Source organism: uncultured Granulicatella sp. (genome assembly GCF_963515095.1).
Classification (GTDB): domain Bacteria; phylum Bacillota; class Bacilli; order Lactobacillales; family Aerococcaceae; genus Granulicatella.
This window is the reverse complement of record NZ_CAUPXD010000016.1, coordinates 23,106-38,923: the sequence shown is the minus strand read 5'-3', so window position 1 is coordinate 38,923 and position 15,818 is coordinate 23,106. Positions and strand designations below refer to the sequence as shown.

General features: G+C 31.9%; 19 protein-coding genes and 1 pseudogene. 17 read left to right on the top strand and 3 right to left on the bottom strand.

Annotated elements, in window-relative coordinates; genetic code table 11:
- The 6 genes and pseudogenes from RWL86_RS05115 to RWL86_RS05090 form a co-directional block, all read left to right on the top strand.
- Positions 1-203: pseudogene (locus tag RWL86_RS05115) on the top strand (hypothetical protein); the annotation flags it as partial.
- A gap of 12 nt (positions 204-215) precedes the next feature.
- On the top strand, positions 216-449 hold the full coding sequence (locus tag RWL86_RS05110) for a hypothetical protein (RefSeq protein WP_314077526.1): 234 nt from the start codon (positions 216-218) through the stop codon (positions 447-449).
- A 205-nt stretch (positions 450-654) separates the two neighbouring features.
- The gene (locus tag RWL86_RS05105; RefSeq protein ID WP_314077524.1) at positions 655-2,034 is read left to right on the top strand and encodes an MATE family efflux transporter; all 1,380 of its coding nucleotides are present in this window, start codon (positions 655-657) and stop codon (positions 2,032-2,034) included.
- Between the two features lie 76 nt (positions 2,035-2,110).
- Complete coding sequence (locus RWL86_RS05100; RefSeq protein WP_314077522.1) at positions 2,111-2,383, top strand: UPF0223 family protein; 273 nt, start codon at positions 2,111-2,113, stop codon at positions 2,381-2,383.
- Positions 2,384-2,397: 14 nt separating this feature from the next.
- Positions 2,398-3,177: an inositol monophosphatase family protein gene (locus RWL86_RS05095; protein ID WP_314077520.1), complete on the top strand. Its 780-nt coding sequence runs from the start codon at positions 2,398-2,400 to the stop codon at positions 3,175-3,177.
- Between the two features lie 48 nt (positions 3,178-3,225).
- Positions 3,226-3,771: a TIGR00730 family Rossman fold protein gene (locus RWL86_RS05090; protein ID WP_314077519.1), complete on the top strand. Its 546-nt coding sequence runs from the start codon at positions 3,226-3,228 to the stop codon at positions 3,769-3,771.
- A gap of 398 nt (positions 3,772-4,169) precedes the next feature.
- Here RWL86_RS05090 and RWL86_RS05085 read toward each other — a convergent pair whose 3' ends face one another.
- Complete coding sequence (locus RWL86_RS05085; RefSeq protein WP_314077517.1) at positions 4,170-5,177, bottom strand: DUF3800 domain-containing protein; 1,008 nt, start codon at positions 5,175-5,177, stop codon at positions 4,170-4,172.
- Positions 5,178-5,430: 253 nt separating this feature from the next.
- Between RWL86_RS05085 and RWL86_RS05080 the strand changes: the two genes are divergently transcribed.
- From RWL86_RS05080 to RWL86_RS05050, 8 genes are all read left to right on the top strand, one after another.
- The gene (locus RWL86_RS05080; RefSeq protein ID WP_314077515.1) at positions 5,431-5,859 is read left to right on the top strand and encodes a hypothetical protein; all 429 of its coding nucleotides are present in this window, start codon (positions 5,431-5,433) and stop codon (positions 5,857-5,859) included.
- A gap of 58 nt (positions 5,860-5,917) precedes the next feature.
- The gene (locus RWL86_RS05075) at positions 5,918-6,463 is read left to right on the top strand and encodes a DUF1697 domain-containing protein (RefSeq protein WP_314077513.1); all 546 of its coding nucleotides are present in this window, start codon (positions 5,918-5,920) and stop codon (positions 6,461-6,463) included.
- A 332-nt stretch (positions 6,464-6,795) separates the two neighbouring features.
- The gene (locus RWL86_RS05070) at positions 6,796-7,134 is read left to right on the top strand and encodes a putative DNA-binding protein (protein WP_006702459.1); all 339 of its coding nucleotides are present in this window, start codon (positions 6,796-6,798) and stop codon (positions 7,132-7,134) included.
- Positions 7,135-7,155: 21 nt separating this feature from the next.
- Positions 7,156-8,592: a signal recognition particle protein gene (gene ffh / locus RWL86_RS05065; RefSeq protein ID WP_314077511.1), complete on the top strand. Its 1,437-nt coding sequence runs from the start codon at positions 7,156-7,158 to the stop codon at positions 8,590-8,592.
- 21 nt (positions 8,593-8,613) lie between these two features.
- The gene (locus tag RWL86_RS05060; protein WP_314077509.1) at positions 8,614-9,168 is read left to right on the top strand and encodes an NADPH-dependent FMN reductase; all 555 of its coding nucleotides are present in this window, start codon (positions 8,614-8,616) and stop codon (positions 9,166-9,168) included.
- Between the two features lie 158 nt (positions 9,169-9,326).
- Positions 9,327-10,664, top strand: a complete 1,338-nt coding sequence (locus RWL86_RS05055; RefSeq protein ID WP_314077508.1) for an MFS transporter — start codon at positions 9,327-9,329, stop codon at positions 10,662-10,664.
- Positions 10,665-10,985: 321 nt separating this feature from the next.
- Positions 10,986-11,090 carry a putative holin-like toxin gene (locus tag RWL86_RS08435; RefSeq protein WP_396276372.1) on the top strand — a complete coding sequence of 35 codons (105 nt, stop codon included), beginning with the start codon at positions 10,986-10,988 and terminating at the stop codon, positions 11,088-11,090.
- A 229-nt stretch (positions 11,091-11,319) separates the two neighbouring features.
- Positions 11,320-11,727, top strand: a complete 408-nt coding sequence (locus RWL86_RS05050) for a GNAT family N-acetyltransferase (protein ID WP_314077507.1) — start codon at positions 11,320-11,322, stop codon at positions 11,725-11,727.
- Positions 11,728-11,922: 195 nt separating this feature from the next.
- Here the strand turns inward: RWL86_RS05050 and RWL86_RS05045 are convergent, their stop codons facing one another.
- Positions 11,923-12,738 carry a Cof-type HAD-IIB family hydrolase gene (locus tag RWL86_RS05045; protein ID WP_314077506.1) on the bottom strand — a complete coding sequence of 272 codons (816 nt, stop codon included), beginning with the start codon at positions 12,736-12,738 and terminating at the stop codon, positions 11,923-11,925.
- Between the two features lie 119 nt (positions 12,739-12,857).
- On the opposite strand from RWL86_RS05045, the gene RWL86_RS05040 reads away from it, so the two are divergent.
- Together RWL86_RS05040 and RWL86_RS05035 are read left to right on the top strand one after the other, a co-directional pair.
- The gene (locus RWL86_RS05040) at positions 12,858-13,619 is read left to right on the top strand and encodes an alpha/beta fold hydrolase (protein ID WP_314077505.1); all 762 of its coding nucleotides are present in this window, start codon (positions 12,858-12,860) and stop codon (positions 13,617-13,619) included.
- A gap of 4 nt (positions 13,620-13,623) precedes the next feature.
- Complete coding sequence (locus tag RWL86_RS05035; protein ID WP_006702467.1) at positions 13,624-13,941, top strand: metal-sulfur cluster assembly factor; 318 nt, start codon at positions 13,624-13,626, stop codon at positions 13,939-13,941.
- A gap of 62 nt (positions 13,942-14,003) precedes the next feature.
- On the opposite strand, the gene RWL86_RS05030 is transcribed toward RWL86_RS05035, so the two are convergent.
- Positions 14,004-14,309, bottom strand: a complete 306-nt coding sequence (locus RWL86_RS05030) for a hypothetical protein (RefSeq protein ID WP_006702468.1) — start codon at positions 14,307-14,309, stop codon at positions 14,004-14,006.
- Between the two features lie 172 nt (positions 14,310-14,481).
- Between RWL86_RS05030 and RWL86_RS05025 the strand changes: the two genes are divergently transcribed.
- Positions 14,482-15,816 (top strand): MATE family efflux transporter, encoded by a 1,335-nt coding sequence (locus RWL86_RS05025; RefSeq protein WP_314077502.1) that lies wholly within the window; start codon positions 14,482-14,484, stop codon positions 15,814-15,816.
- Positions 15,817-15,818 lie beyond the last annotated feature (2 nt).

Here is a 15,818-nt window from a genome sequence, read left to right as displayed (position 1 = left end):
GAAAGCTAGATGGCTACTATGCGCATTTGGAGTATGTGGCAGAAGAAAAACAATTGGCAAAGATGGAAGGAATCGAAGAAGGAATAGAAAAAGGTGGCATCTCAACCATTGTTGGATTAATAAAGAAAGGTCTTTTGTCTGTTGAAAATGGAGCTCAACAATTAAATATATCAGAATCGGAATTAACTGCGTACTTATCGTAGGAGGAACGAACGATGTATGATGATCGAACAAGAAAGCTAGATGGCTACTATGCACATTTAGAGTATGTGTCAGAAGAAAAACAATTGGCAAAGATGGAAGGAATAGAAAAAGGTAGAATAGAAGGCAGAGCAGAAGGTGCTATCACAACCATTGTCGGATTAATTAAAGATGGAATTCTTACAATCGAAAGTGGAGCTAAAAGATTAAACATATCAGAAATCGAGTTAACTGCGTACTTATCATAGAGATTAAAAGTTGTTGCACCTTATCAGTTGATGAGGAGTAACAGCTTTTTGCCTATTTGTAAGAAAATAAACTGATGGCTGCTTCACAAATAATAAGGATTTTGGTGGTTTGACAAATTCTTTTTGGTTAAAAATGGGTATGACTTGCACATCATCTCTGATAGGTATAAAATAGAAAGTACTTTTCATGAAAAGGAGAGATGTCATGGAAGAAATTATAGATCAGAAGTTTAATAAAACACAATTAAGAATGAATATTTTTCATATTGTATGGCCTGTTTTTATTGAAGTGTTATTAGGTTCTCTATTTGGAATGGTCGATATGATGATGGTAGGTCGTATTCCAGAACATGCAGCTCAAGCAGTTTCTGCTGTTGGGATGACGAATCAACCCGTATTTTTAGGATTAAGTTTTGTTCAAGCGTTGAATGTAGGTGGAACAGCCATCATTGCTCGTTATTATGGAGCAAAAAAATATAAAAATATTAGCTTAGTTTTAAAACACGTGATGTTGCTGGCAATGCTAGGATTTGTACTTCCTATTTCAGTGTTGATGATTTTACTAGCACCCTATGTATTATCTTTTTTAGGTGCAGATGCATCTGTTATTGAAGTAGGGTCAGCCTATTTTCGTGTCATTATGCTAGGATTTATTTTCCAATCATTTTCATTTACGATGACAGCTGCTTTACGTGGAATCGGCGAAACAAAAATTCCGATGCGTAATAATTTAATTGCGAATAGTTTAAATGTACTTGGAAATGCTGTGTTAATTTATGGTTTATTTGGTTTCCCGGTGCTTGGAGTAACTGGAGCGGCTATTTCAACAGCGTTAAGTAATGTGATTGCCATGTCGTTAAACTTGCGGTATGTATTGTCTAAGAAGAGTGTTTTATATTTAGATTTTAAGGAAAAATTTGAATTTCGTTTTGAAATGATGAAAGATTTAATTCGAATTGGTTTACCGACTGCTTTAGAACAATTAGCATTAAGAGTTGGGATTATTTCATTTTTAAATATTGTTTCGGGATTAGGGACTAATGTATATGCAGCTCATCAAATTTCGTTAAATATTTTAAATCTAACGTATTCACCTGCTCAAGCTTTTGGGATAACGGCTTCTACTTTGATGGGGCAATCTCTTGGAGCAAAAAATGAACAATTGGCAAGAATGTATACTAGAATGTGTCAACGAATTGGTTTTGTTATTGCCATCGGGATGTCACTATTTATCTTTTTTGGTTCGCAAACTTTGGTAGAATTTTATTCTACAGAACCTGAAATTATTCGAAATACCATGATTGCCTTAACGATTGTAGCATTTGTTCAACCGTTCCAAAGTCATCAATTAATTACTTCTGGTGCATTAAGAGGAGCAGGGGATACCGTTTGGCCATTGATTGCCATTTTTGTAGGTTCAATTGTTATTCGTGTTAGTTTAGGATATATTTTTGTAAACATCATTGGCTTAGGTTTAGCAGGAGCTTGGTATGCAGTATTTATTGACCAATTTATTCGTTGGCTCATTATATTATTTAGATTTAAATCAGGAAAATGGAAAAATATTCGTATTAACTTAGATTAGTAAATGAAGGATATACCTTTTTATTTTCATGAAAAAGGTGTATACTTAGCAGTGTACTTTTTGAGGAGGGACTTATTTGGCAAATTATAGTTATCCATTAGACTTGGATTGGACTCACCAAGAAATGTCAACGGTTATTGCATTATGGAATGCTGTAGAAGATGCTTATGAACGTGGAATTGAAACAGAATTATTTATTAAACGATATAAAGATTTCAAAACGATTGTAAAAAGTATTGGTGAAGAAAAAAGACTTGGTAAAGAATTTGAAGCTGTTTCTGGATATAGTTTATACCGTGTCGTTCAAATGAGTAAAAATGCTTCAAAAAGAATTAAAATGGAACAATAGAAAGGATGTTAGTTATGGATTTATTTGCAACACATTTATTAGTCAATGATTGGATTATGGAGGCTGGAAATAAAATTCGTCATAGCTTTGGTGAATCAATTACAGTGGATACAAAATCTAGTCGTAATGACTTAGTAACGAATGTTGATAAAGAAATCGAGCAATTTTTAATTTCAAAAATTCGTGAACAATTCCCAACACATAAAATTATGGGTGAAGAAGGATTCGGTGACGAATTAACTTCAATGGACGGATATGTATGGTTAATTGATCCAATCGATGGCACATTAAACTTTGTAAAGCGTCAAGAAGATTTTGGTATTATGGTTGCTTTATATAAAGATGGTGTAGGTTTATTAGGTTACATTTATGATGTAATGCGTGATCGTTTTGTTTATGGTATTAAAGATTACGGTGCTTATTGCAATGGTCGTCGTTTATCTAAACCAGAAGTTCACAGTATTGGCGATAGCTCTATTAACGTAAACGGATTTATGTTATTAGAAGCAAATGAAAAAGAAGCAGCTATGATTCGTAAAGCAATGGTAACTCGTACTTATGGAGCTTCTTCAATTGAACATATCCAAGTAGTATTAGGAAAATCTGTTGCTTATGTATCAACATTATTAGCACCATGGGATATTGCTGCTGGTATGGTAATTGCAAAAGAATTAGATTTACACTATAGTACAGTAGACGGAAAAGAAGTAGACTTCTTAGTACCAAATAAAAAGACTACAGGAGTTATTTGTTCGAAAGAAATTGCAGAAGAAATTATTGCAGCATTTAAATAATAATAATCGAGTCGTAAGATTTTACGGCTCTTTTTTAAAGGAGAATTTATGAATATTGCAGTTTATTGTGCCGCTAGTCAGAGTAATATTTCAACTTTTTATGAAAGAACAGAAGAACTAGGGAACTGGATAGCGAAGAAGAAGCACACACTTGTATACGGTGGAGGAAATACTGGTTTAATGGGAGTTGTTGCTTCAGCTGTTATGCAAACTGGTGGAGAAGTTATTGGTGTCATGCCACAATTTTTTGTAGAGCGAGAAATTGCTAAAAAAGATATTACCACACTTCATATTGTTGAAACGATGTCAGAACGTAAAAACAAAATGATTGAATTAAGCGAAGTATATATTGCACTTCCCGGAGGACCAGGAACACTAGAAGAAATTGCAGAAGTCGTTTCATGGGTAAGAGTTGGTCAAACGAATGGAATTTGTATTTTCTACAATATGAAAGGTTATTATGACCATTTAGAGGCTTTTTTCAATCACATGGTAACGACAAACTTACTAAGTCAGGAAGATAGAAATCAAATCTATTTTGCAACCAATCTAGAAGAAATTGAAAAATTAATCAAAAACTACGAAAAGCGTTAGAGGAGAGTCTGACGCTTTTTAATCTGATTCTATCATTTATAGGGTTAATGGAGAATCCTATTTTAGTGTATACAAAAAGGATAGAAACAAAAAAAGGAGCACATTTATCATGCTCCTTTTTCTTATCTTAGCCAGCCTCCCAACAGCGGGGAAGAAAGCTTCTAATAATAACTGCAAACCAGCCTCCCGACAGTGGGGAAGAAAGTAGTCAGTCAAACAATTTCTAGTAAGATTATTTTATTATTTTTTTTTGAAAATGTCAATTGATTGAATCAACTCATGTACTATGTGTGTCAAACGTAAGTGATAATGCTTTAATGAAACACAAGTAAAAATATCCCAAGTAATTTTCTTCATTCATTAAATGTAACTATACACATACTCCTTTGATGAGAGCTTTATTTTAAATATTTATTTCTATCTTTGAACTCCAATTGACTCAAATGCCCTAGAAATAAATCTACTAACGAATTATTCAATACTCTATCCGGACTATATGGATTTTGAAGATTATTTTTCAGGAGATGAACTCGTGTTTTTTTATCTAAGTCATCTAAAGTCATTAAATTAGATTGAAATTTCAGATAAAATTCCTGAACAGCAAGGATCTCTGTATAATCATTTTTATTACAAAAAACTAAAAACAGATTCAAAATAGTAGCTACTTCTAATTTGTTAAGATAATCCATATCAGAATTATCCCAAGTAAATATAGAAATCATTTTATCCAAAAGACTAAAATTATCATTACTCAATAAAAGTCTATAAATAAAATCGCGCTTACTAATACTCTGATAAGATTTCAAGTCCTTATAATTTTCTTCAAGTAGATACACAACTATCCCTAGAATAACATCTAACAACTGAATGATTCTAGAATTTTTAGAGTTAATTCCAGTAACAGAGTTAACATGGTAACTTTTTCCTCTATACAACGAATGAGCATTCATCTGATCTGATATTTTTTCAAAAACACCTAGAGTTCGATATTCTGTACTATCATCCATAATAATATCCAAACCATCAATCTGTTTATCATCCCTAACTAAACCATAAAAAAGACGTTCAGGTATTTTTACATAAAAATACTTTCTCAATTCTGTTTCTGAAAACTTTAATGTTTTCCCTAATTTAAAAAAATGTTCATTATTCAAGCGATATATGTTAATTTTGATATTAGAGCAAGAAAGAAAAAAATTGAATACTTGAAAGTATTTCTTAATATCTGAAGGTCGATAATCTACAAAATGTAACTCCGAAGGTCTATTTAGCTTATCTAGTATTTGTTCAATCTGCGATTCGATTTTATCTAATTCTGTTTCTTCAATTGAGATTGCTCCATAATAGGAGTATTTTGTTTTGCGATCGATTTTCTTAGATTCATCGAAATAAATTTTATATTTCATACACCATCTGATCCTTTGTTCTTAATTATATTATACTTCCCGAATTGAGAATAAACTCTTAACTTATCTATATTTTAACGGAAAAAATTATGGAAAACAATTAGAAAAGTAAGCGGTTTAAAAAACACATAATCCTTAGAATACTTTTTAATATTTGCTTAAAATGTGAGAATTATCCATTTTTTGAACAATTTAGAGTTTATAATTGTGAGAGATGGTATATTTTTTACGGTGTAAAAGAGGTGAATATTCAATGAAAAAAAGTATTGTTCTTATATTGTTATTAGTTGCTACTATCTTTTTGGTTTATTATTTGATAGGGAATAATAGAAATGAGCTTTCTGAATTAGGGGCACCTGTGCAAAATATAAAATTGGAGTATAAAAGTGAGAGAGGATTTGGTAATGACAGATTTGATATTTACTCTTTTTCTGTAGAAGATGAGATTGATTTTAATAATGAGGATAGTAATCTTGAAGAGGTTTATCAAAAAGAATTTAGAAGTATCCTAAATACAAAAAGTAAAAAGAATCAAGCATTAAAAGAAAAACAAAATCAAATCGAAAAACTGTTAAAGGAGAAACGTTTTGTTTATAATTATGTTATTCAAAAAGGCACTAAAAAATTGTATTTGTATGATTCAGTATCAAAAAAAGGATATTGTTTCATACTAACAATTTGATTTTTGTCGTATAATCATTCATGTGATTGTAAAATGATTAAATGAAGGAGACTTTATAGTGAGATACATCCTATTGTTACGTGGAATTAATGTTGGTGGTAAGAATAAAGTAGTAATGAGTGAACTGAAAGCATTATTAGAAGGGTTAAATTTTCAAAATGTGCATTCCTATATTAATAGTGGGAATTTATTTTTTAGTAGTACCGATACACTTGATACTTGTATTTGCAAAATTAAAGATTTGCTAGAAAGACATTATGATTTCTCAATTCCTTTTGCTTTACTGACGAAAGAAGAATATTTAAAAGAAAAAGAAAGCTTACCAGAGTGGTGGAATGAAAAGTTGGCAAGAAGAGATGTATTATTCTTTTCATATCAGTTAGATAAAAGCTCGATACTAGAGTTTCTTAACAAAGCAAACTTTCATAATGAGGTAGTATATATAGGTAATCATGCTGTATTTTGGGGGAAATTCGATGAAGCAGAGTATTTAAAGACAACTTACCATAAACAGTTATTAAAGCAAAAGTTTTATAAAATGATTACGATTCGAAATGGAAACACGTTTGAAAAAATAGCTCAAATTCTAGAAACTGAAAAATAGTTCTATTTTCATTGCAATTGGCATTATCAATAATTCTAATAATTGACATTTAAATTTTTTAAAGTTATAATTTTTTAAAAGATAGAAATATCTCAAATACTTGTTGCTACTTAATAGGCAACTAAAATAAGTTTAAGCTCAAATATTTGTCGCTCCTCGATATGCGACTAACAAATTATCGAGTTCAAATATTTAAAGTTTCCGAATAAAAAAATAGTTTTATATAATAAAAGCGTTTATGCCATAGATAACAGCAATAGTTTCATTGCAATTGGCATAAACGCTAGTTTTTGTTATAATTAGAAAGTGAGTTTAAGGACAGGAGGATGGCAATGGAAATTGAAAAGACAACTCAGATGAATTTGTTGTTAGAATTTTATGGCAAACTTTTGACTGAAAAACAACTAGGATATATGGAATTATATTACGGGGAAGATTATTCTCTTGGAGAAATTGCAGAAGAATTCGAGGTTAGTCGACAAGCCGTATATGATAATATTCGACGATCCGCTCAATTATTAGAAGATTATGAACAAGAATTACATTTAGTGAATGATTTTTATAAAAGACAAGCTATCTATGATGGTATTGAACAGCATATCAAAGAACATTATCCAAATGATCATCAATTACAACAATTGATGACAGACTTACAAGAAATGAATAAATAAGCCTGATTGAGGAGTGAGAAAATGGCATTTGAAGGATTATCAGATCGCTTGCAAAATGCGATGGGTTCGGTAACAAAAAAAGGAAAAATTACCGAAGCTGATTTAAAACAAATGATGCGTGAAGTTCGTTTAGCGTTATTAGAAGCAGACGTTAACTTCAAAGTTGTAAAAGATTTTGTACGAAAAGTAAATGAACGTGCATTAGGTTCTAATGTATTAGAAGCTTTATCTCCAGCACAACAAGTTGTAAAAATTGTTAATGAAGAATTAACAGAATTAATGGGGGGAGAACAAGCTCCATTCCAATTTTCACCAAAACCACCTACTGTTGTGATGATGGTTGGTTTACAAGGGGCAGGTAAAACAACAACTGCTGGTAAATTAGCTTCATTTTTAGCAAAACATGAAAACAAACGTCCATTATTAGTAGCTGCCGACGTATACCGTCCAGCCGCTATTGACCAATTACAAACGTTAGGAAAACAATTAAATTATCCAGTATTTTCATTAGGAACAGATGTTAATCCTGTTGAGATTGCTAGACAAGCGATTGAACGTGCAACGATTGAAGGTCGTGACTTAGTTATTATCGATACGGCAGGTCGTTTACATATCGATGAAGCTTTAATGGAAGAATTACAAAATATTAAAGCTGTTGCGAATCCAAATGAAATCTTATTAGTGGTCGATGCAATGACAGGGCAAAATGCTGTGAATGTTGCTGAAACATTTAATGAACGTTTAGATATTACAGGGGTTATTTTAACAAAATTAGATGGGGACACTCGTGGTGGTGCGGCTCTATCGATTCGTTCTGTAACAGGCAAACCAATTAAATTCTCTGGTCGTGGAGAAAAATTAGAAGATTTCGAAATTTTCTATCCTGAACGTATGGCTTCTCGTATTCTTGGTATGGGCGATATCATGACTTTAATTGAAAAAGCTCAACAAGATTTTGATGAAGCAAAAGCTCAAGAAATGGCAGATAAAATTAAAGCTAATACATTTGACTTTAATGATTTTATCGACCAATTAGATCAAGTGAATAAAATGGGACCTTTGGAAGATATCTTAAAAATGATTCCAGGGTTAAATAAAATTCCAGGATTAAATGATTTAAAAGTAGACCCAAAAGATACAGCACGTATGAAAGCTATTGTCTTATCAATGACGCCAGCAGAACGTGAAAATCCAGATATTTTATCACAAGCAAGACGTAAAAGAATTGCGGCAGGTTCAGCTCGTCCATTAGCAGAAGTAAACCGTTTGATTAAACAATTTAATGAGTCTAAAAAAATGATGAATCAGATGTCAAATGGAAATATGCAAGCAATGGAATCGATGATGGGACAATTAGGCATGGGTGGAGGCCGTAATAAATTAGGTCAAATTGCAATGCAACAATATGCTCGTCGTCAAAAACAAAATAAATTGAAAAAATTAAAGAAAAAACGTTAATAAATAAAAGGAGAGTTTGCAATGTCAAAACAAGTATTATTCATTAATGGTTCATTAAGAAAAGAATCTTTTAACCAAACTATTATTGATTATGTACAAGAAAAATTAGTTGAAAAAGGCTATCAAACAAAACAAATAAGTTTTAAAGATGTACCATTTTTCAGTCAAGATATTGAATTTCCAGCTCCTGCTATTGTAGAAGAGTATCGTGGAGATTTTGAAGCGTCTCAAGCTGTTTGGATTGTATCTCCTGAATATAACGGTAGTTTACCAGGAAGTTTAAAAAATGGTTTAGACTGGATGTCTCGTTCATTAGATATTACTTCTTATGCACCTCCGGCTTACATTGATAGCAAATTAATTGCATTCAGTAGTGCAGCTGGACATTCTGGTGGAGCAAATGTTTTACGTGCTTTAACAGAATTAGCCACTAAAATGCGCATGAATCCACTAGAAAAAACAGTGGGAATTCATATCGGCGCAGGATTCCAAACAGGTGTTTTAACTCTAACAGATGAAGATAAATCTGAATTAGATAAACAAGTGGAATTATTAGTGGAAGCATTAGAAAAATAATGATTGAATGAATAGAAACGACCAGGCTTTTGTCCTGGTCTTTTTTCTTTGTACTTGAAATAGTTTTCAGTGGCTTTTTATAAGTGAATTATGGTAAGATATTTGGCTATGGATTTTTAGTGAAATGTATAGCAATAATTTGAAAGGATGTAACAAGAATGAATAATGAAAAATGGTATGTATTGCCAGCAGTAATTGCGACAGCCATTATGAGTTTCTGCGGTGTATTAATTGAAACGGCAATGAATGTAACATTTCCGACATTAATGCAAGAATTTCAGACAACTTCATCTGGAATTCAATGGGTTACAACAGGTTATTTATTAGCCATTGCGATTGTTGTGCCTATTTCTGCGTATTTAGTACGTAATTTTACAACAAGACAATTATTTTTAGCTTCAAATTTAATTTTTATTATAGGAGTTTTAATCAATTGTATTTCTCCAAATTTAATCATGCTATTATTTGGAAGATTTTTACAAGGGGTTGGTACTGGAATTGCGTTACCATTAATGTTCCATATTGTATTAACTCAAGTACCGATTGAACAGCATGGTACAGTCATTGGATTAGGTTCTATGACAACTGCTTTAGCACCACCTATTGGACCAACTTTTGGTGGATTAGTTTCAGCAGCTTTAGGATGGAGATTTATTTATTGGATTTTAATTCCATGTTTGGTCATTTCTTTAGTGATTGGTTTATGGGCGATTCCAAAAGAGAAAAGTATTCAAAAATCACCATTTAATCTGCTAGCATTTTTCTTCTTAGCGAATTGTTTAGCTAGTTTATTAATGGCAATTGAACATTTATCTCTTGTATGGCTATTAAGTGCAGTAGTAACGGGTGGATTATTTGAATATTTCAATCGCAAAAATGCTTTATTGTCTTTTACACCATTTAAAAATCATACATTTAATGGAATGTTATATGTAGTGTTAGCATTCCAAGCAACAGTATTAGGTTTATCATTTGTTTATCCGAATTATTTACAATTAGGTTTAAATCAAAGTGCGACAACTGCAGGGCTATTTATGTTCCCAGGTGCAGCAATGGTTGCTTTATTGGCTCCTGTTTCAGGTAAATGGTTTGATGTTAAAGGTCCGTTGAAGCCTTTATTAACAGGTTTAATTTTGGCGAGTATTGGTGGAGTATTGATTAGCGTCTTCTTTGAACATTTAGCGATTCTTCCATTATTAGCATTGAATATTATTTTAATGAGTGGAAATGGATTTGTAATGGGAAGTAATGTAACATTTTGTTTAATGCAATTAGACAAGGATGTTCAAGCAGATGGAAATAGTATCGTTAATACTTTACAACAGTTTACTGGGGCTATTTCTACAACAGTCGTGGCAAGAATTTTTTCTGCAAATATGGATCGATTACCATTTGCTGGAAAATATAGTTTAATGTTCATTACAACTTTAATTTTATTAGCTTTACTAATCTTTGTTGTTCAATATAAGAAGACAAGAAAACCTAGTGAAGTATAATAATGATGTTTGCCTGTAAAAAAAATCCATCGTGAAGATGGATTTTTTTACTTTAGCTACAAAGAAAATTTTTTCTTTTTAAATTTTATAAGAGATGAGCGTGATTTTTCAACTGTTTTGATAAGTATACAATTCTGTTCTAAAACTTAGATAGGGGAAAACTAAATTATAAATCGAAAGATTAAAAATATAGCTATTCCATTTTAGAAATGTTTATGGTAGAGTATATGCGTAGAAAGTTTGAAAGCGGTGGCAATCTCTTAATAAGGTAGGTGATGCTTATGAGCATTGAATTAAATCTACTAGGAAGGAGGTTGCGATTTGTCAAGCTATGAAGTAATGACATTGATAGGAACCTTTGCCATGGTACTATTGGCATTGTTATCTTTGATTGTCAAAATCATAGAAATAATGACAAAAAAATAACACCGCTCACAACTTTGACGAGTTGAGTGATGTTATTTTAGTCACTTAATTAGCCACCGTCTTTTTAACGGTCTACAAGAGAGTCGAGTTCCCGCTCGGCTCTTTTTTGTATCTTAAGTATAACAGAATATAAAAAATATGCAAATAATTCTTCTTCTATTTGCAAGAACATAGTGAATCTGTTACTCTAATTTTAAATTAAAAGAAATAAGATTAAAAGGAGCAGAAAATGGAAATTATAGATTTAAATGAAGAACAGGTTGAGAACATTGAAACGAGACTGAGTTTATTTGATAGAAACTATATAAGTTATAAAATGAACGGATACATTCGGATCGGAATTGAATCTGATGGCACACTAATTGCTGGATTGGATGCCTGTATTACCGCGTTTAAAATCCTCTATGTATCAACTGTTTTTGTTGATGTAGAATACAGGAGAAAAGGCATAGGTACGAAATTAATCTGTGAGATGGAAAAACGGGCAGCTGCAATGGGAGTTAATATCATCCGTTTAGATACATTTGACTGGCAGGGAAAAGAGTTTTACGAAGCATTGGGATATGAATGTGTTGGTGATTATGAAAATGAAGAAGATAATTATGCTGAATACTTTTTCGTGAAGAGAATTAATTGATAATTCTGTATTTTAACTTTGTTTGACAAATCCTATCGACGAATCAGTTTGAGTATCGAAATTCCTTTAAGGTGCAAATAAAAATTTAAGAAGAAAAAATTTTCTTTGTAGCCATGAGACACCAAAGGTGGCTGCTGGCGGCCTAGCCAAAAAAGGGAATTTTTTCTTCTTAAATTTTGTAAGAGATGGATTCAGTTAAGCTTCTAATTTAAAATAATTGATTAAGTAGTGAGCTAATCCATCTTGATCATGTGGAAGTGGGGTAATATCATCAGCAATTGCTTTTAGGCTATCAATGGCATTATTCATCGCAACACCGTGCCCAGCAAATTCAATCATTTCTAAATCATTATCTTCATCTCCAAAAGCTAAAACATCTTCTGTTGGAATTCCATAATAACGAGATAAATGTTGGATACCAGTAGATTTATCAATACCATAAGTGACGATTTCTAAGCAAGGCATATCGCCTCCCCAAGTACGAACATCAATCGTGTGACCATAACGTTGCTTAATTTTTTCTTTAATGAAGGGTTGCTTTTCAATACTAGAAAAAACGGTAATAGCCGTTGGCTTTTCAACTAACTTCGTATCTTTTTGTAATAAGATAGGTTGTTGATCTTTTGGATAGTAGGGTGAATCAGGAATGTTTTCAATGGTAGCATATAAATGATGCTTTCCTTCGACCATGAAATAATCACATTCTAATTCTTTATGAAATTCTAACATATCAAAAACGATTTCTTCATCTAATGTTACGTGAAATTCTCCTTGCCAATTTTCGTCAGTTGGAATATGGCATAGAGCTCCATTAAAGTTCACAATTGGTCCACCTAAACCTAGTTCTTCATATAAATGTTTAGAACTTCTATAAGGGCGACCTGTTACAATTGCAACTTTGTGTCCAAGTTCTGTTAAACGATGTAAAGTTTGGATAGTAATAGGATTAAATTCAGATTGTCCATTTAATGTTGTACCATCTAAATCAAGTGCAATTAATTTTGGTTTCATTTTTTCCTCCTGTAGTCATCTATTTAATCGATTTTAATTGACGGCAACTTGTCAATTTAGTTACAATATCCTTATGAGTGTACCATATTTTTTATAAAATATGAAGAAAGAGGTTAGTTATGATTATTATTCAAGAAAAAAACATTGAGCAAATTCCAATTTTAGAAATCGTTCAAGAAGAAAATAAAGATAAAATGATTCCGACAGTTGTTTGTTATCATGGTTGGACTGGGAGTAAGGAAAATTGTATTCACTACGGAGCAATGCTTGCTAAAAATGGCATGCGTGCGATTTTACCCGATCAGCTATATCATGGTGAGCGAAAAATATCTGAATTAAATGGCTTTGAATTATGGGAAATTATTGGGCAAAATGTTAAAGAATTTCCAACATTAGTCGGAGCTTATCAAAAAGAAAATTTAGTCGATAATAAAATCGGAGCAATTGGATTTAGTATGGGCGGAATGACAACTTACGCATTATTAAAACATTTTCCATTTTTATACGCTGCAGTTAGTTTAATGGGGAATGCAGATCCAGTTGAATTTGCAAAATGGTCGCTTACTTCTACTTGGATGAAAGATAAACCAGTAGTAGAATTAACTCCTGATTTAATGGATAAATATATTCCAATGTTACAAAGTTTATCATTAGCAGATACACCAGAAAAAATTGCAGGTCGTCCTGTTTTAATATGGCATGGACTAGAAGATAAAAAAGTACCATATGCTTTAAATCGTGCATTTTACGAAAAGATTAAAGATGAACCGTATGCGGGTCGTGTGAAATGGATTGAAACACCAGAAGTGCCACACTTTGTTACGTTTAAAGCCATTGAAGCATCTGTAGAATTTTTAAAAGAATCATTAGTAGAGGAGTAATCGTATGAGTGAAACACCAGAATCAATGAAGGAAAAAATTTTAGAAGCGTTAGAAACAGTGATTGATCCTGAATTAGGAATTGATATTGTTAATTTAGGATTAATTTATGGAGTAGAGCTAAATGAAGAAGGACATTGCCAAGTAAATTTAACACTAACAACAATGGGATGTCCATTGGCTGATATAATTACAGATGAAATTCATCGTGCATTAAAGGAAATTGAAGAAATCAAAACGATTGATGTTAAATTAGTATGGTATCCAGCTTGGTCTCCAGAAAAAATGTCTCGTTATGCGAGAATTGCATTAGGAATTCGATAATGAAATAAAAAGAAGACTTAAAATCATCAGTGGATTTTAAGCCTTTTAGTTTGTCATTTTATTTAATCTTCACCAGGTCGCATTGGTCGTTTATATTTACTTTTCGATTCTTGACGAATGACTGTTTGAGGACTCTTTCTTCCAGAGTTATACGTTTTAAAAATTTCTTGCATTCGTTGGTCATCAAATAATTCAAGATTTTTGTCGACAAAATGCATGGCATCTTGCTGCCAGTCTGAATGATAATAATTAAATAGTTCTGCAACAGCCATTCTTTTGTCTGTAGCACTTCCTTGGAAGTTAGGATCTGTAATTTCTGCTAAATATTGTTGCATTTTTGCAATTTTTTCTTTATCAAATTCAACCATAAATCTTCGCCTCTTTTCGTTTGTATTGTAACATAATTTGTAGGGCTAAAAAAGAGAAATGTTACCGCTATTTTTAGAGAGTTTATAAATTTTTCTGAGGGTATCACTGTTATATTATTGTATATTTTAGTATACTATAAAATTGAGTATGTATATAGAAAAGAGGAGTAAAATGGCGAAGGATATGACATCTGGAAATCCGATGAAATTAATTTCTCGGTTTACCTTACCATTATTAATAGGGAATGTTTTTCAACAATTTTATAATATGGCAGATACTTATTTCGTTGGTAGATACATTGGGGTACAAGCACTTGCAGCTGTTGGTTCAACCGGGAGTATTGTATTTTTTATTATTGGTTTTGCCATTAGTATGACCGCCGGATTAGCAATTCCTCTTGCCCAAAAATTTGGGGCTAAAGATATGCAAGGAGTAAAAAGAAGTTTCTATGTTTCTACTTTAATTTCTATAGGAGCTTCGATTGTATTGACGACATTCAGTATGCTATTTTGTCGTCAAATATTAGAAATCATGCAAACTCCTCCAGAAATTATCGATTATGCATATGAGTATTTAATGGTGATTTTTGCAGGAATTTTTGCTCAAATTGGTTTTAACTTATTATCGAATATTATTCGAGCAATTGGTGATGCGAATACACCTCTATATTTTTTAGCTCTCTCTTGTATTTTAAATATATTATTAGATTACGTATTTATTGTTCATTTTAATATGGGTGTTGGAGGTTCTGGATTTGCAACTGTAGTCAGTCAATTATTCTCTGCCATTTGCTGTTATATGTATATTAAAAAGAAAATTCCAATTTTACATATAGAAAAAGAGTCACTTTATTTTACAAAAGATTTTTTATTCCACCATATGAATATCTCGTTTCCAATGGGATTTCAATCTTCTATTATTGCGATTGGAACCATTACGGTGCAAATTGTATTAAATCGTTTAGGACATGAAGCGGTGGCTGGCTATACAGCTGCACAAAAGATTGACCAATTAGGAATCTTACCTATGATGTCATTTGGAATTACAATGGCGACTTATTCAGCTCAAAATTATGGAGCAAAATTATATGATCGTATTTGGAAAGGTGTTAGAGATTGTATTAAACTGTCCCTTACGTTTAGTTTTTGTGTAGGCTTTATTTTAATTCTATTTAGTCCACATTTTATGAGAATGTTTGTAGGTGTAGGGCATGAATCGGTAGTGGAATATGGCAGACTTTATATTTTAGCGAATTCTTCATGCTATGCTATTTTGTCTTTATTATTTATTTATCGTTATACATTACAAGGGGTAGGAAAAACTGTGATTCCAACCATTGCAGGAATGATGGAGTTAATGATGCGTGTGTTTTCAGCATTAGTATTAACAAAAGCTTTTGGCTATATAGGGTTAACAACCGCAAACCCATTAGCGTGGTTTGGTTCCTTAGTTCCATTAGCCATTACTTATTATGCATTTAAAAGAAAATTTCAACGTTATAGTTAATT

Coding starts and splice junctions, on each gene's coding strand:
- RWL86_RS05055 (WP_314077508.1), top strand. CDS start 9,327: ATGAATAATGAAAAATGGTATGTATTGCCAGCAGTAATTGCGACAGCC.
- RWL86_RS05105 (WP_314077524.1), top strand. CDS start 655: ATGGAAGAAATTATAGATCAGAAGTTTAATAAAACACAATTAAGAATG.
- ffh (WP_314077511.1), top strand. CDS start 7,156: ATGGCATTTGAAGGATTATCAGATCGCTTGCAAAATGCGATGGGTTCG.
- RWL86_RS05050 (WP_314077507.1), top strand. CDS start 11,320: ATGGAAATTATAGATTTAAATGAAGAACAGGTTGAGAACATTGAAACG.
- RWL86_RS05080 (WP_314077515.1), top strand. CDS start 5,431: ATGAAAAAAAGTATTGTTCTTATATTGTTATTAGTTGCTACTATCTTT.
- RWL86_RS05085 (WP_314077517.1), bottom strand. CDS start 5,177: ATGAAATATAAAATTTATTTCGATGAATCTAAGAAAATCGATCGCAAA.
- RWL86_RS05035 (WP_006702467.1), top strand. CDS start 13,624: ATGAGTGAAACACCAGAATCAATGAAGGAAAAAATTTTAGAAGCGTTA.
- RWL86_RS05095 (WP_314077520.1), top strand. CDS start 2,398: ATGGATTTATTTGCAACACATTTATTAGTCAATGATTGGATTATGGAG.
- RWL86_RS05040 (WP_314077505.1), top strand. CDS start 12,858: ATGATTATTATTCAAGAAAAAAACATTGAGCAAATTCCAATTTTAGAA.
- RWL86_RS05045 (WP_314077506.1), bottom strand. CDS start 12,738: ATGAAACCAAAATTAATTGCACTTGATTTAGATGGTACAACATTAAAT.
- RWL86_RS05060 (WP_314077509.1), top strand. CDS start 8,614: ATGTCAAAACAAGTATTATTCATTAATGGTTCATTAAGAAAAGAATCT.
- RWL86_RS05070 (WP_006702459.1), top strand. CDS start 6,796: ATGGAAATTGAAAAGACAACTCAGATGAATTTGTTGTTAGAATTTTAT.
- RWL86_RS05090 (WP_314077519.1), top strand. CDS start 3,226: ATGAATATTGCAGTTTATTGTGCCGCTAGTCAGAGTAATATTTCAACT.
- RWL86_RS05025 (WP_314077502.1), top strand. CDS start 14,482: ATGGCGAAGGATATGACATCTGGAAATCCGATGAAATTAATTTCTCGG.
- RWL86_RS05030 (WP_006702468.1), bottom strand. CDS start 14,309: ATGGTTGAATTTGATAAAGAAAAAATTGCAAAAATGCAACAATATTTA.
- RWL86_RS05110 (WP_314077526.1), top strand. CDS start 216: ATGTATGATGATCGAACAAGAAAGCTAGATGGCTACTATGCACATTTA.